This window comes from Streptomyces sp. NPDC014991 (assembly GCF_043080665.1).
GTDB lineage: Bacteria > Actinomycetota > Actinomycetes > Streptomycetales > Streptomycetaceae > Streptomyces.
In genome coordinates this window covers 270,757-284,652 of the sequence record NZ_JBIBVY010000006.1, presented here as the reverse complement: position 1 = coordinate 284,652, position 13,896 = coordinate 270,757, and the positions used below count along the sequence as shown (strand labels likewise).

Here is a 13,896-nt window from a genome sequence, read left to right as displayed (position 1 = left end):
CTCGGAGGCGGTGGGGATCCGGGGCGGACCCCGTCTGCTTCCGTCCTACGTCCCACACCGCCGCTCCGCACGTCGGCCTACGGCCCTACGGCCCTACGGCCCTGCGCCCCACCGGGCCGCCGAGGATGCCGGGCCATGACGACGGCCCCCGGCGAACACGCCGGGGGCCGTGGAGATCGCGCGTCCTGCTACGGAAGGTTCCTCGCCATCACGATCCGCTGGACCTGGTTCGTGCCCTCGTAGATCTGGGTGATCTTCGCGTCGCGCATCATGCGTTCCACCGGGTAGTCACGGGTGTAGCCGTAGCCGCCGAGGAGCTGGACGGCGTCGGTGGTGACCTCCATGGCGGTGTCGGAGGCGAAGCACTTGGCGGCGGCGCCCAGGTAGGTGAGGTCCTTCTCCTCACCTCCGGCGGCGACGCGCTCGGAGGCGGCGGCGGCCTGGTAGGTGAGGGCGCGGGCCGCCGAGATCTTCATGGACATGTCGGCGAGCATGAACTGGACGCCCTGGAAGTCGGCGATCGGCTTGCCGAACTGCTTGCGCTCCTGGACGTAGCCCTTGGCGTAGTCGAGGGCGCCCTGGGCGACCCCGAGGGCCTGGGCGGCGATGGTGATGCGGGTGTGGTCCAGGGTCTGCATGGCGGTGGCGAAGCCGGTGCCCTCCTCGCCGATCATGCGGTCGGCGGGGATGCGGACGTTGTCGAAGTAGACCTCGCGGGTCGGCGAGCCCTTGATGCCGAGCTTCTTCTCGGGGGCGCCGAAGGAGACGCCCTCGTCGGACTTCTCGACCACGAACGCCGAGATGCCCTTCGAGCGCTTCGACGGGTCGGTCACGGCCATCACCGTGTAGTACTCCGACACGCCCGCGTTGGTGATCCAGCGCTTGACGCCGTTGAGGATCCAGTGGTCGCCGTCGCGGACCGCCCTGGTCTTCATGCCGGCCGCGTCCGAGCCCGCGTCCGGCTCCGAGAGGCAGTACGAGAACATCGCGTCGCCCTTGGCCAGCGGGCCCAGGTACTTCTTCTTCAGGTCCTCGGAGCCGGAGAGGATCACCGGGAGCGAGCCGAGCTTGTTCACGGCCGGGATCAGCGAGGAGGACACGCAGGCGCGGGCCACCTCCTCGATGACGATGACCGTGGCGAGCGCGTCGGCGCCGGCGCCGCCGTACTCCTCGGGGACGTGCACGGCGTGCAGGTCGTTCGCGACCAGGGCGTCGAGCGCCTCCTGCGGGAAGCGGGCCTCCTCGTCCACCGCCGCGGCGTACGGCGCGATCTTCGCCTCGGCCAGGGCCCGGACGACGTCACGGAGCATGTCGTGCTCCTCGGTCGGGCGGTACAGGTCGAAGTCAGCCGATCCGGCCAAGGTCTCTCACGCTCCAAAGACGCAGTGATACTGACGCTAATTACCGTTAAGTAACTGAATTTTAGAGCGCTGGCGCGAACACGCCTACGTGAGGTTGGCGACAGCTGGGAAATTGCCCGGTGAGCGCCCCGACTATGCTCAGGCACCGCACGACCGAGCAGGACCGACGGACCCGAGCTGGAGCACTCGCATGAGCCTGAAGATCACCGTGATCGGCACCGGCTACCTCGGCGCCACCCACGCCGCGGCCATGGCCGAGCTGGGCTTCGAGGTGCTGGGCCTGGACGTGGTACCCGAGAAGATCGCCATGCTGGAGCGCGGCGAGACCCCGATGTACGAGCCGGGCCTCGAGGAGCTGCTGCGCCGGCACGTGGCCGGGATCGAGGGCGCCACCGGGCGGCTGCGGTTCACCACGGACTGGGCCGAGGTCGGTGCCTTCGGTGACGTGCACTTCGTGTGCGTGAACACGCCGCAGAAGCACGGCGACTACGCCTGCGACATGTCGTACGTCGACTCCGCGATCGCCTCCCTCGCCCCGCATCTGCGCGGCCCGGCCCTGGTCGTCGGCAAGTCGACGGTGCCGGTGGGCTCCGCGGGCCGGCTGGCCGCCTACCTCGAAGAGCACGCCCCGGCCGGCGCGGACGCCGAGCTCGCCTGGAACCCGGAGTTCCTGCGCGAGGGGTTCGCCGTCCAGGACACCCTGCACCCGGACCGGATCGTCGTCGGCGTGCGCAGTGAGCGCGCCGAGAAGCTGCTGCGCGAGGTGTACGCCGGCCCCCTCGGCGACGGCACGCCGTTCGTCGTCACCGACTTCCCGACCGCGGAGCTGGTGAAGACCGCCGCGAACTCCTTCCTCGCCACCAAGATCTCCTTCATCAACGCGATGGCGGAGGTGTGCGAGGCCGCGGGCGGTGACGTGGCGAGGCTCGCGGAGGCCATCGGGCACGACGACCGGATCGGCCGGAAGTTCCTGCGTGCCGGGATCGGCTTCGGCGGCGGCTGCCTGCCCAAGGACATCCGGGCGTTCATGGCGCGCGCGGGTGAGCTGGGCGCGGACCAGGCGCTGACCTTCCTGCGCGAGATCGACTCCATCAACATGCGCCGGCGCGGCCAGATGGTGGAGATGACCCGGGAGGCGCTCGGTGGCGGCTCCTTCCTCGGCAGGCGGGTGGCGGTGCTCGGCGCGACCTTCAAGCCGGACTCGGACGACGTCCGTGACTCGCCCGCGCTGAACGTGGCCGGCCAGATCCACCTCCAGGGCGGCCAGGTCACCGTGTACGACCCGAAGGGCATGGCCAACGCCCGCAAGGTCTTCCCGACCCTGGGCTACGCCGACTCGGCCCTGGAGGCCGCCCGCGGCGCGGACGTGGTGCTGCACCTGACCGAGTGGCAGGAGTTCCGCGAGCTGGACCCGGTCGCGCTCGGCGAGGCGGCGGCGGACCGGGTCCTGCTGGACGGGCGCAACACCCTGGACCCGGAGCTGTGGCGGCGGGCGGGCTGGACGTACCGGGCGATGGGGCGCCCCACCGCGTAGCGCGGCGGCACGCGCGCGCAGCGCCGCGCGGGGAGCGTGGGGTGCCGCGGGCGGGCCGCGGCGGGTGACGCCGGTTCGGCCGAGGCTCAGTCGGCCGAACCGGCGTCTTTCGGCATTCTGCACCACACCGCGCCGGCTCAGGAGCCCTTCGCGCGGTACCGGCGCATCTTCGCGCGGGCCCCGCACACCCGCATCGAGCACCAGCGCCCGCGCCCGGCGGGGCTGCGGTCGTAGTACGCCCAGTGGCAGGTGTCGGCCTCGCAGGCCTTCAGGCGGGTCCAGGTGTCCGCGACGAGCGCCTCGGCGACTGCGGTGGCGATCCGGGAGAGCAGCGGGCCCTCGTCGGCGGGGGCGAGGCGGGCCGAGCCGTCGCGGCCGTCGACGGTGACGTACAGCGGGGCCCGGGCCAGCAGGGTGTCCAGCGGGGTCACCGTGCGGTGCGGCGGGTGGCCGGCGTGGGCGAGGAGCGCGGCCCGCAGCGACTCGCGCAGTTCGCGGGCGTCGGCCAGCGCGGCCCGCGTGATCCCGAGGCGGGCGCGGCCCTCCGCGGTGTCCAGCGAGTCGGCGCCCGTCTCGATGTCCAGCGTGTTCACGAGGGACTCGATCAGGGCCAGGCCACCGGGAGCGGCCGATCTCTCGCTCATGCTTGCGACGTTACCCCCGATGCGGGAGCATGCAGTAACCGTTACCGGTTACCCGGCTCTGCGGGTAACACTAGGAGGTTCGTCATGGCTCTCGCCAAGCTCGGTGTCGTGGTCCTGGACTGTCCCGACCCCCGTGCGCTGGCCGGTTTCTACGCCGGTGTGCTGGGCGGCACGGTGGAGGGGGAGGGAGAGTGGGTGGACCTGAAGGTGCCCGGCGGGCCGGCGCTGGCGTTCCAGCGGGCGCCCGGGTTCGTGCCGCCGCGGTGGCCCGCCCCGGACGGCTCCCAGCAGTTCCACCTGGACCTGGTGGTGGAGGACCTGGACGCGGCCGAGAAGGGGGTGCTGGAACTGGGAGCGAAGCCGCTGGACACGGAGGACCGCTCGCGCAGCTTCCGTGTCTACGCCGACCCCGCGGGGCACCCGTTCTGCCTCTGCGCCTGCTGACCGGGCGCACGTCGGTCCCGAAGCCGTTCCCGAAGTCGTTCTCGAAGCCGTTTCCGAGGGAGGACACCATGGCGTCCGTCGCCCGTCTCCGTTCCGTCGTGCTCGACTGTCCCGATCCGCACGCGCTGGCCGCCTTCTACGCGGCGGTGGCCGGGGGCACCCCGCAGGCCGAGGACGACGACTGGGTGGTGCTGCGGGTCCCGGACGGGCCGCGGCTGGCCTTCCAGCGGGCCGAGGGGCACACCCCGCCGGAGTGGCCGCGCGCGGACCGCAACGGCCAGCAGTTCCACCTGGACTTCGACGCGGGCAGCACCTGGGCGGAGGTCGACGCGGCGCACGAGCGGGTGCTCGCGCTCGGCGCCCGCCCGCTGGAACCGGCGGACCGGGAGAAGCAGGACTTCCAGGTGTACGCGGACCCGGCCGGGCACCCGTTCTGCCTGTGCCGGATCGAGTGACCCCAGGGGGCGTCCAGCTCGGTGGTCCTGGCGTGGGACACCTCCCTGCGGTGCTCCGCGCTGCGCACCACCCGCTGCACGTTGCCCCAGGTCAGCAGGGACAGCTCTGTCTCGGCCAGCCGCGCCGCCTGGTGAGCGGGACGTTCCGGGGGTACTCCGGTCAGTTCTCGCGGGCGGTGCGGATGACCTCGTCCAGGGTCTCCCGGGAGCGCCGGAGGTCGGCGATCATACGGTCGATGCGGTCGCGTTCGGCGGTGAGGTCGGTGACCAGCCGGGGGGTGGCGATCGCGGAGGGACCGCCGTCCCCGTCGCGCATGCAGGGCAGCAGCTGCCGGATCTTCTCGCTGTTCAGACCGGCCGCGTACAGCTCCTGGATCCGGATGACGCGGTCGACGGCCTGGTCCGGATAGTCGCGGTGGCCGCCGGGGGTGCGGTCGCTGCTCAGCAGCCCCCGGGTCTCGTAGTACCGCAGTGAGCGCTCGCTCACACCGGTGCGCCGGGCCAGTTCACCGATTCTCATGCCGTACCTCCGCGCTTGAAGCTGACATCAGTGTCACGTTCTACCGTGCCGGCATGACGCACACAACGGACTTCCTGGCCCCGGCCCGGCTCGGCCGGCTGACGCTCCCCAACCGCCTGGTGATGGCGCCGCTGACCCGAAACCGGGCGGAGTCCGACGGCACCCCGGCCCCGCTCATGGTCACCCACTACGCCGAGCGCGCCGCCGCTGGACTGATCGTCGCCGAGGGCTCGACGCCGAACCCGGTCGGGCAGACGTACCCGGACATCACCGCGATCCACACCGACCGGCACACGGCCGGCTGGCGGCAGGTCACCGACGCGGTGCGGGCGGCCGGCGGGCGGATGTTCCTCCAGCTCCAGCACGGCGGCCGGGTCAGCCACCCGGAGACCACCGGGCTCACCCCGGTGGCACCGTCCCCCGTACCGCTGCCGGAGACGATCTTCACGCCGGGCGGGCACCGGCCGGCCGCCGTGCCCCGCCCGATGACGGCGGACGACGTCCGCGCCACGATCGCCGACTTCGCCGCCGCCGCGCGCCGGGCGGTCGAGGCGGGTTTCGAGGGCGTGGAGGTGCACTCGGCCAACGGGATGCTGCTGCACCAGTTCCTCGCGGACAACACCAACCTCCGGACGGACGGCTACGGCGGTTCGGTGGAGCGGCGGGTGCGGTTCGCGGTGGAGGTGACCGAGGCGGTGGCCGGCGCGATCGGCGCGGACCGGGTGGGCATCCGCCTCTCCCCCGCGAGCACCGTCAACGGCGTCCGGGAGGACGACACGGACGCCCTGTACGACGCGCTCCTCGCCCGTCTGAAGGGGCTGGGCCTGGCCTATCTGAGCCTGGTGCGCTCCGATCCGGGGGCCGGCTGGTACCGGCGGATCCGCGCCGGCTGGCCCGGCGTCCTGATCGGCAACCCGGACCTCACCGACCTGTCCGGCGAGGCCGTCACCCGGGCCGCGCGGGAGATGCTGGCGGCCGGCGCCGACCTGGTGGCGCTCGGCCGGCCGTTCCTCGCCAACCCGGACCTGGTCGAGCGGCTGCGCGTGGGCGCGCCGCTCAACCCGGTCCGGGACCGGTACTTCATGTACGTGGGCGGGGCGGAGGGCTACAACGACTACCCCACCCTGGGCCGTCAGCCGTCGAGCGACTCGATGGTGGCGAGGGACGGCGCCCGGGTGGCCTGAAGGTCACGGGCCACGTCCTCCGCCGCGCCCAGCACGCGCACCGCGTTCTGCCAGGTCAGCTTGGCCAGGTCGGCCTTGGACCAGCCCCGGTCGAGCAGCTCGGCGAGCAGGTTCGGGTAGCCGGAGACGTCGCTGAGGCCGTCCGGGGTGAACGCGGTGCCGTCGTAGTCGCCGCCGATGCCCAGGTGGTCGATGCCGGCCACCTCGCGCATGTGGTCCAGGTGGTCCGCCACCGTCGACACCGTGGCGACCGGGCGGGGGGTGCGCTCCTCGAAGGCGCGGTGCAGTCTCATCGCCTCGGGGCCGGTGTCCAGGTGGTGGAAGCCGTGGGCACGCAGGTTCTCGTCGGCCGCGGCCGTCCAGTCGACGGCCGCCTGGAGCACGAACTTCGGCACGAACGTCACCATGGCGACACCGCCGTTGGCGGGCAGCCGCTCCAGGACGTCGTCGGGGATGTTGCGCGGGTGGTCGCAGACGGCGCGGGCGGAGGAGTGCGAGAAGATCACCGGCGCGGAGGCGATCTCCAGCGCGTCGCGCATGGTGGTCGCCGCGACGTGGGAGAGGTCGACCAGCATCCCGAGCCGGTTCATCTCCCGGACGACCTCGCGGCCGAACGCGGTGAGGCCGCCGGCCCTCGGCTCGTCGGTGGCGGAGTCCGCCCAGGCGACGTTGGAGTTGTGGGTGAGCGTCATGTAGCGCACGCCGAGCGCGTGCAGGCCGCGCAGGGTGCCCAGCGAGTTGGCGATGGAGTGGCCGCCCTCGGCGCCCATCAGGGAGGCGATACGGCCGTCCTGGCGCGCCCGGCGCATGTCCGCGGCGGTCAGCGCGGGCGCCAGGTCCGCCGGGTAGCGGGCGAGCAGCTGCCGGACGCAGTCGATCTGCTCCAGCGTCGCCGCCACCGGCTCGGGCTGCTCGGCGGGCACGTACACCGACCAGTACTGCGCGCCGACGCCGCCCTCGCGCAGCCTCGGCAGGTCGGTGTGCAGGTGGGCGCCCTGGTGGGCGGCGATGTCGAGTTTGTCCAGGTCGTAGCCGGCCGTCTGGCGCAGCGCCCACGGCAGGTCGTTGTGGCCGTCGACGACCGGGAACTCGCGCAGCAGTTCCCGGGCCTCCTCCAGGGACGTCACCGCGGTCACTTCCGGAAGCCGAAGCCGCTCGCGCCCTCCACCTTGGAGCGCAGCCGCTTGCCCTTCTCGGTGGCCTGGTCGTTGAGGTCCTGCTGGAAGTCGCGCATCCGGTGCAGCAGGTCCTCGTCGTGCGCGGCGAGCATCCGCGCCGCGAGCAGACCGGCGTTGCGGGCACCGGCGACGGAGACCGTGGCGACCGGGACACCGGCCGGCATCTGCACGATGGACAGCAGCGAGTCCATGCCGTCCAGGTACTTCAGCGGCACCGGCACGCCGATGACCGGCAGCGGGGTGACGGAGGCGAGCATGCCGGGCAGATGGGCGGCACCGCCGGCACCGGCGATGATCGCCTTCAGGCCGCGGTCGGCGGCCTGCTCCCCGTACGTGATCATCTCGCGCGGCATGCGGTGCGCGGAGACGACGTCGACCTCGTAGGCGATCTCGAACTCGTCCAGGGCCTTGGCGGCGGCTTCCATGACGGGCCAGTCGGAGTCCGACCCCATGACGATGCCAACAACGGGGCTCATTCGGTGATCGTGCCTCTCAGGTAGCCGGCTGCGTGACGGGCGCGCTCCAGCACGTCGTCCAGGTCGTCGCCGTAGGTGTTGACGTGTCCGACCTTACGGCCGGGCTTCACGTCCTTGCCGTACATGTGGATCTTCAGCTTGGGGTCGCGGGCCATGCAGTGCAGGTACGCCCCGTACATGTCCGGGTAGTCGCCGCCCAGGACGTTGACCATGACCGTCCACGGCGCGCGGGGACGCGGGTCGCCGAGCGGGAGGTCGAGGACGGCGCGGACGTGGTTGGCGAACTGCGAGGTGACGGCGCCGTCCATGGTCCAGTGGCCGGAGTTGTGCGGGCGCATCGCCAGCTCGTTGACCAGGACGCGGCCGTCGCGGGTCTGGAACAGCTCCACGGCGAGGTGCCCGACGACACCCAGCTCCTTGGCGATGGTCAGCGCCATCTGCTCGGCGTGCAGGGCCAGGCCCTCGTCCAGGTCCGGCGCGGGGGCTATCACGGTGTCGCAGACGCCGTCGACCTGCTGCGACTCCACCACCGGGTAGGCGACGGCCTGGCCGTGCGGGGAGCGTACGACGTTGGCGGCCAGCTCGCGGACGTAGTCGACCTTCTCCTCGGCGAGGACCGGCACGCCCGCCCGGAACGGCGCGGCGGCCTCCTCGACGGAGCCGACGACCCACACGCCCTTGCCGTCGTAGCCGCCGCGCACGGTCTTGAGGACGACCGGGAAGCCGTCGCCCTCCGCCGCGAAGGCCGCGACGTCCGCGGGATCTCGCACGATGCGGTGCCGCGGGCACGGGATGCCGATCGCGTCGAGTCTCGCGCGCATCACGCCCTTGTCCTGGGCGTGCACCAGCGCGTCCGGCCCGGGGCGCACCGGGATGCCGTCCGCCTCCAGAGCACGCAAGTGCTCGGTGGGCACGTGTTCGTGATCGAAGGTGATCACGTCGCAGCCGCGCGCGAACTCGCGCAGCGTGTCCAGGTCGCGGTAGTCGCCGATGACGACATCACCGACGACCTGCGCCGCGGAATCCTGAGGAGTGTCACTGAGGAGCTTGAACCTGATGCCCAACGGGATGCCCGCCTCGTGCGTCATACGCGCGAGCTGCCCCCCGCCGACCATGCCGACTACCGGGAACGTCACACCCCTAGCGTATCGGCCACGGCGGGGCGGCCGGATCCGGTCCCGCTCCCGATCTCTCACCCGGCGCTTTCCCGGCGCTTTCCCGGCGCTTTCCGACCCGTTTCCGGGACGTGGCCCGGCCCACGGGCATCCCCGTCCCGGCCCGGATAGCATGGCGCCGTTGACGGAACCTACCGACGGGAGCTGCACAGCCATGGAACCTCGTTCCGCGGGGCTGCAACGGCTCGTACGCGAGGTGGCCAAGTTCGGGGCCGTCGGCGGCGCCGGCGTCCTCGTCAATCTCGGCGTCTTCAACCTGATCCGGCACGTCTCCGGGCTGCCGGTGGTGCGGGCCGGGGTCATAGCGACCGTCGTCGCGATCGTCTTCAACTACGTCGGCTTCCGCTACTGGACCTACCGGGACCGCGACAAGCACGGCCGCACCAAGGAACTCACGCTGTTCCTGCTGTTCAGCGCGATCGGGCTGGTGATCGAGAACGGTCTGCTGTACCTGGCGACCTACGGCTTCGGCTGGGACAGCCCGCTCCAGAGCAACATCTTCAAGTTCGTCGGCATCGGCGTCGCGACCCTGTTCCGTTTCTGGTCGTACCGCACCTGGGTGTTCCGGGCGCTGCCGTCCCGCGAGGCGGAGTCGATCCTCGCGGCCGGGGCGCACCCGGCACCGCGCGCGTCCGAGCCGCAGCAGCGCGTCCGCTGACGCCAGGCACCGCGGCGCGCCCTGTGCCGGGAGCGCTCAGCGGACCGTCGGGCGGTCCTCGTCCGGCGTGCGGGCCGGGGGCGTGCGGGAGAGGAACAGGCCGAAGACCGGGGGCTGCGCCTGGAGCAGCTCCAGCCGGCCGCCGTCGGCCTCGGCCAGATCCCGGGCGACGGCCAGGCCGATGCCCGTGGAGTTCCGCCCGCTGATCGTGCGCTCGAAGATCCGCGCGCCGAGGTCCGCCGGCACGCCGGCCCCCTCGTCGGTGACCTCGATCACGGCCTGGTTGCCGGTGACCCGGGTGCGCAGGGCGACGGTCCCGCCACCGTGCATCAGGGAGTTCTCGATCAGCGCGGCCAGCACCTGGGCGACCGCGCCCGGGGTGCCGACCGCCCGGAGGTGCCGTTTGCCGGAGCTGACGACCGCCCGGCCGGCGCTGCGGTAGGCGGGCCGCCACTCGGCGAGCTGCTGCTGGATGACCTCGTCGAGGTCGAAGGTCACGGCGGAGCCGGTACGCGGATCGCGGGAATTGGTCAGCAGCCGCTGGACGACGTCCGTCAGCCGCTCCACCTGCGCCAGCGCGATGGTCGCCTCCTCCTTCACCGTGTCCGGGTCGTCGGTGAGGGTGATCTCCTCCAGCCGCATGGACAGGGCGGTCAGCGGCGTACGGAGCTGGTGGGAGGCGTCGGCGGCCAGGCGCCGCTCGGCGGTCAGCATGCGCCCGATCCGCTCGGCGGAGGAGTCCAGCACATCGGCGACCCGGTCCAGCTCGGGGACGCCGTAGCGCTTGTGCCGGGGGCGCGGGTCGCCGGAGCCGAGGCGCTCGGCGGTTTCGGCGAGGTCGGTCAGCGGGGAGGCGAGCCGGCTGGCCTGGCGTACGGCGAGGAGGACGGCGGCGACCACGGCGAGCAACGCCACCAGGCCGATGATCAGCAGGGTGCGGCCGACCTCGCGGGTCACCGCGGAGCGCGGCTCCTCCACGGTGACGGTCTCGCCCTCCTCACCCGTCTGCCGGGCGCGGATGACGTCACCCTCCGGCGGGGTGCCGATCTCGATGGCCGGCCGGCCGGGCATGCGGATCACCGCGTACTGGTCCTTGCTGACCGGGTTGCGCAGCACGTCCGCGTTGACGTTCTCGGCGGCGAGTATCCGGCTGTCGACGATGCTGGCCAGCCGCACCGCCTCGGAGTACACCCGCTCCTGGGCGCTGTTGCTGATCGTCCGCGTCTCCACGATCACCAGGGAGACACCGAAGACGGCGATCACCACCAGGACGACGGCGAGAGTGGACTGGATGAGACGTCGGCGCATGGTCGGTCACCTGTGCTGTTGCTGTCGCTGGGTCCGGGCTCAGCTCTGCTGGCTCAGCTCTGCTCTGCTCGCTCAGCTCTGCTCGCTCAGCTCTGCTCGCTCAGCTCTGCTCGCTCAGCTCTGCGCTCAGCTCTGCGCTCAGCTCTTCTCGAAGCGGAAGCCCACGCCGCGGACCGTCGCGATGTACCTCGGGTTGGCCGCGTCGTCGCCGAGCTTCTTGCGCAGCCAGGAGATGTGCATGTCGAGGGTCTTGGTCGAGGACCACCAGGTGGTGTCCCACACCTCACGCATCAGCTGATCCCGGGTCACGACCCGGCCGGCGTCCCGCACCAGCACCCGCAGCAGGTCGAATTCCTTGGCGGTGAGCTGGAGTTCCTCGTCGCCCATCCAGGCCCGGTGCGACTCCACGTCGATCCGCACCCCGTGCGTGGCCGGCGGCTGCTGCGGCTCGGCGGCGCCGCGCCGCAGCAGGGCCCGTACCCGGGCGAGCAGTTCGGCGAGCCGGAAGGGCTTGGTGACGTAGTCGTCGGCGCCCGCGTCCAGACCGACGACGGTGTCCACCTCGTCGGCTCGCGCGGTCAGGATGAGGATCGGCACGGTGTGGCCGTCGGCGCGCAGCCGGCGGGCGACCTCCAGGCCGTCCATGCCGGGCAGGCCCAGGTCCAGCACCACCAGGTCGACACCGCCCTGCATTCCGGCGTCGAGCGCGGCGGGTCCGTCCTCGCGCACCTCGACCTCGTAACCTTCCCGGCGCAGGGCGCGGGCCAGCGGCTCCGAGATGGACGCGTCGTCCTCGGCGAGCAGTACACGGGTCATGAGGTGATGGTAGACCGCCCGCGGAGGGTGTCGGGGTGTGATCGCCTCCCGGGCTTCTTACCTTCGCGGTCCGCTGGTACGAACCATTGACCTGGGGATGGGATCGTAGGAGAGACCTTCGAATTCCCTCTCGCGGTTCCCATGACACCTGTGATCCGCGTCTCAAGTCCTTCCATATCCGGCGGTGTCCTGCCGTATGGTGACCTGAACGCCTGTAGTACACCGGGGGCCTTTGGCGGGCAGTGGACGCTGAAGGTCTCTTTTGTGTACGGGCTGATCAAGATCAGCCTTGAAAGGAACGACCTCTGGCCGGGCTCCGGACGCAGCGACGCGTCGGGGCGTGGATCCCGGTGGTCGCCGTCCACCGCTTCCGTGATCCGGAAGCGGACTCCCCCTGGGCGTGGGGGTGGAGGGCCGACCCCGCCGGTGCCGGCCGCCCCCCACCGGGCGCGCACGCTCGACCGCGCGTCCCGACCAGCAAGGAACGACCATGGCGTCCAGCCTGACGAAGGACTCGGTCCGCCCGGGCACCCCCGGGTCCGAGAAGACCTTCTTCGGCCACCCCCGCGGACTGGCCACTCTCTTCATGACCGAGATGTGGGAGCGTTTCTCCTACTACGGCATGAGGGCCCTGCTCCCGCTGTACCTGGTGGCCCCGGGTGGCCTGCACATGAACGCGGGCACGGCGACCGCGATCTACTCCGTGTACGTGTCGCTCGTCTACCTGCTCGCCCTGCCCGGCGGCTGGTTCGCCGACCGGGTGCTCGGCCCGCGCAAGACGGTCGCCGTCGCCGGTCTGGTCATCATGCTCGGCCACCTGTGCCTGGCACTGCCCGCCGCCGCCAGCTTCTTCGTCGGCCTGGGTCTCGTCGCCATCGGCTCCGGCCTGCTGAAGGCCAACATCTCCACGATGGTCGGCCACCTGTACAAGGGCCCGGACGACCCGCGCCGGGACGCCGGCTTCACGCTGTTCTACATCGGCATCAACCTCGGCGCCTTCGTCGCGCCGCTGGTCATCGGCACCGTCGGCGAGAACGTCAACTGGCACCTGGGCTTCGCGCTGGCCGCGCTGGGCATGGCGCTGGGCCTCGTCCAGTACCTGCTCGGCGGACGTCACCTGAACCCGCGCAGCAGCGAGGTCCCCACCCCGCTGTCGGCCGAGGAGAAGGCCGCCACCCTGCGCAAGGGTCTGATCTGGCTGGCCGTCGCCGCCGTCTTCTACGGCGCCGTGAGCTTCTCCGGCCACTTCACCCTGAACTGGGCGCTGATCCCGCTCACCCTGATCGGCCTGATCGTGCCGATCCTGGTCATCACCCGGATCCTGCGCGACAAGGAACTGGAGCCGGCGGAGCGGTCGAAGGTGTCGGCGTACATCTGGTTCTTCGTGGCCGCCGCCGTCTTCTGGATGATCTACGACCAGGGCGGCTCGACCATGTCGATCTTCGCCTCGGACTCGGCCGAGAACTCGGTCCTCGGCTGGAAGTTCCCGGTCTCCTGGTACCAGTCGGTCAACCCGGTCATGATCATGGCCCTGGCGCCCGTCTTCGCCTGGCTGTGGCTGTGGCTGAACCGGCGCGGCAAGGAACCGAGCACGATCGTGAAGTTCTCCTCCGGTCTGGTCCTGGTGGGCGCGTCCTTCTTCCTCTTCCTCGCCCCGCTGTCGATCGCCGAGGGCGGCCACAAGGCCGCGGCGCTGTGGCTGGTCGCGATCTACTTCGTCCAGACCGTCGGTGAGCTGACGCTGTCGCCGGTGGGTCTGTCGGTGACGACGAAGATGGCGCCGAAGAAGTACGCCTCGCAGATGATGGGCGTCTGGTTCCTCGCGGTCACCGCGGGCGACTCGATCACCGCGCTGCTGTCCAACCCGGCCGTCGGCGGCGTCAACCTCGACAAGATGGGCTTCGTCGCCCTGGAGGCCGTGCTCGCCGTGGTCGCCGGTGTCGCGGTGTGGATGTACCGCAGCAAGGTCAAGAAGCTCATGGGCAACGTGAACTGACCGCCCGGCGACACCGCCCGGAGGGCCGCCGCATCCCGGGATGCGGCGGCCCTCCGGGCGTTCACGGGGAGCGGCGGCCCTGCGGGCGGCCTGCGGGGGTGGGGAGGGACGTCCCGCGTGTCCGCGGCCCGGCGGTCGCGAGGGCAG

General features: G+C 71.6%; 14 protein-coding genes. 6 read left to right on the top strand and 8 right to left on the bottom strand.

Translation table 11 applies throughout. The features are described from left to right. Positions 1 to 188: 188 nt before the first annotated feature. Positions 189 to 1,361 carry an acyl-CoA dehydrogenase family protein gene (locus tag ACF1BE_RS13255; protein ID WP_392199100.1) on the bottom strand — a complete coding sequence of 391 codons (1,173 nt, stop codon included), beginning with the start codon at positions 1,359 to 1,361 and terminating at the stop codon, positions 189 to 191. Between the two features lie 190 nt (positions 1,362 to 1,551). On the opposite strand from ACF1BE_RS13255, the gene ACF1BE_RS13250 reads away from it, so the two are divergent. Further along, positions 1,552 to 2,895 (top strand): UDP-glucose dehydrogenase family protein, encoded by a 1,344-nt coding sequence (locus ACF1BE_RS13250; RefSeq protein WP_392199099.1) that lies wholly within the window; start codon positions 1,552 to 1,554, stop codon positions 2,893 to 2,895. Positions 2,896 to 3,032: 137 nt separating this feature from the next. Here the strand turns inward: ACF1BE_RS13250 and ACF1BE_RS13245 are convergent, their stop codons facing one another. Beyond that, positions 3,033 to 3,539, bottom strand: coding sequence for a CGNR zinc finger domain-containing protein (locus tag ACF1BE_RS13245; protein WP_392199098.1), 507 nt, complete (start codon positions 3,537 to 3,539; stop codon positions 3,033 to 3,035). Positions 3,540 to 3,623: 84 nt separating this feature from the next. Here ACF1BE_RS13245 and ACF1BE_RS13240 point away from each other — a divergent pair, with 84 nt between their 5' ends. Then, positions 3,624 to 3,983, top strand: coding sequence for a VOC family protein (locus tag ACF1BE_RS13240; protein ID WP_392199097.1), 360 nt, complete (start codon positions 3,624 to 3,626; stop codon positions 3,981 to 3,983). A gap of 68 nt (positions 3,984 to 4,051) precedes the next feature. Beyond that, positions 4,052 to 4,438 (top strand): VOC family protein, encoded by a 387-nt coding sequence (locus ACF1BE_RS13235; protein WP_392199096.1) that lies wholly within the window; start codon positions 4,052 to 4,054, stop codon positions 4,436 to 4,438. A 160-nt stretch (positions 4,439 to 4,598) separates the two neighbouring features. On the opposite strand, the gene ACF1BE_RS13230 is transcribed toward ACF1BE_RS13235, so the two are convergent. Continuing rightward, on the bottom strand, positions 4,599 to 4,958 hold the full coding sequence (locus ACF1BE_RS13230; RefSeq protein WP_392199095.1) for a MerR family transcriptional regulator: 360 nt from the start codon (positions 4,956 to 4,958) through the stop codon (positions 4,599 to 4,601). A 53-nt stretch (positions 4,959 to 5,011) separates the two neighbouring features. Here ACF1BE_RS13230 and ACF1BE_RS13225 point away from each other — a divergent pair, with 53 nt between their 5' ends. Continuing rightward, positions 5,012 to 6,142: an alkene reductase gene (locus ACF1BE_RS13225; protein WP_392199094.1), complete on the top strand. Its 1,131-nt coding sequence runs from the start codon at positions 5,012 to 5,014 to the stop codon at positions 6,140 to 6,142. On the opposite strand, the gene ACF1BE_RS13220 is transcribed toward ACF1BE_RS13225, so the two are convergent. Genes ACF1BE_RS13220 through ACF1BE_RS13210 form a run of 3 tightly spaced genes read right to left on the bottom strand, consistent with a single transcriptional unit; the run spans position 6,091 to position 8,932 of the window. Further along, entirely contained in the window at positions 6,091 to 7,269 is a 1,179-nt protein-coding gene (locus tag ACF1BE_RS13220) for a dipeptidase (RefSeq protein ID WP_392199143.1), read from the bottom strand. The two genes, ACF1BE_RS13225 and ACF1BE_RS13220, sit on opposite strands and share 52 nt — an antisense overlap. A gap of 5 nt (positions 7,270 to 7,274) precedes the next feature. Next, complete coding sequence (gene purE, locus ACF1BE_RS13215; RefSeq protein WP_121788427.1) at positions 7,275 to 7,796, bottom strand: 5-(carboxyamino)imidazole ribonucleotide mutase; 522 nt, start codon at positions 7,794 to 7,796, stop codon at positions 7,275 to 7,277. Further along, the gene (locus ACF1BE_RS13210) at positions 7,793 to 8,932 is read right to left on the bottom strand and encodes a 5-(carboxyamino)imidazole ribonucleotide synthase (protein WP_392199093.1); all 1,140 of its coding nucleotides are present in this window, start codon (positions 8,930 to 8,932) and stop codon (positions 7,793 to 7,795) included. Before ACF1BE_RS13210 ends, purE begins: the two co-directional genes overlap by 4 nt. Positions 8,933 to 9,125: 193 nt before the next feature. On the opposite strand from ACF1BE_RS13210, the gene ACF1BE_RS13205 reads away from it, so the two are divergent. Continuing rightward, on the top strand, positions 9,126 to 9,629 hold the full coding sequence (locus tag ACF1BE_RS13205) for a GtrA family protein (protein ID WP_392199092.1): 504 nt from the start codon (positions 9,126 to 9,128) through the stop codon (positions 9,627 to 9,629). 36 nt (positions 9,630 to 9,665) lie between these two features. Here ACF1BE_RS13205 and ACF1BE_RS13200 read toward each other — a convergent pair whose 3' ends face one another. Both ACF1BE_RS13200 and ACF1BE_RS13195 read right to left on the bottom strand, forming a co-directional pair. Further along, on the bottom strand, positions 9,666 to 10,937 hold the full coding sequence (locus tag ACF1BE_RS13200; protein ID WP_392199091.1) for an ATP-binding protein: 1,272 nt from the start codon (positions 10,935 to 10,937) through the stop codon (positions 9,666 to 9,668). A gap of 138 nt (positions 10,938 to 11,075) precedes the next feature. Beyond that, the gene (locus tag ACF1BE_RS13195) at positions 11,076 to 11,753 is read right to left on the bottom strand and encodes a response regulator transcription factor (protein ID WP_030653180.1); all 678 of its coding nucleotides are present in this window, start codon (positions 11,751 to 11,753) and stop codon (positions 11,076 to 11,078) included. A 490-nt stretch (positions 11,754 to 12,243) separates the two neighbouring features. Between ACF1BE_RS13195 and ACF1BE_RS13190 the strand changes: the two genes are divergently transcribed. Next, complete coding sequence (locus ACF1BE_RS13190) at positions 12,244 to 13,749, top strand: peptide MFS transporter (RefSeq protein ID WP_392199090.1); 1,506 nt, start codon at positions 12,244 to 12,246, stop codon at positions 13,747 to 13,749. Positions 13,750 to 13,896 lie beyond the last annotated feature (147 nt).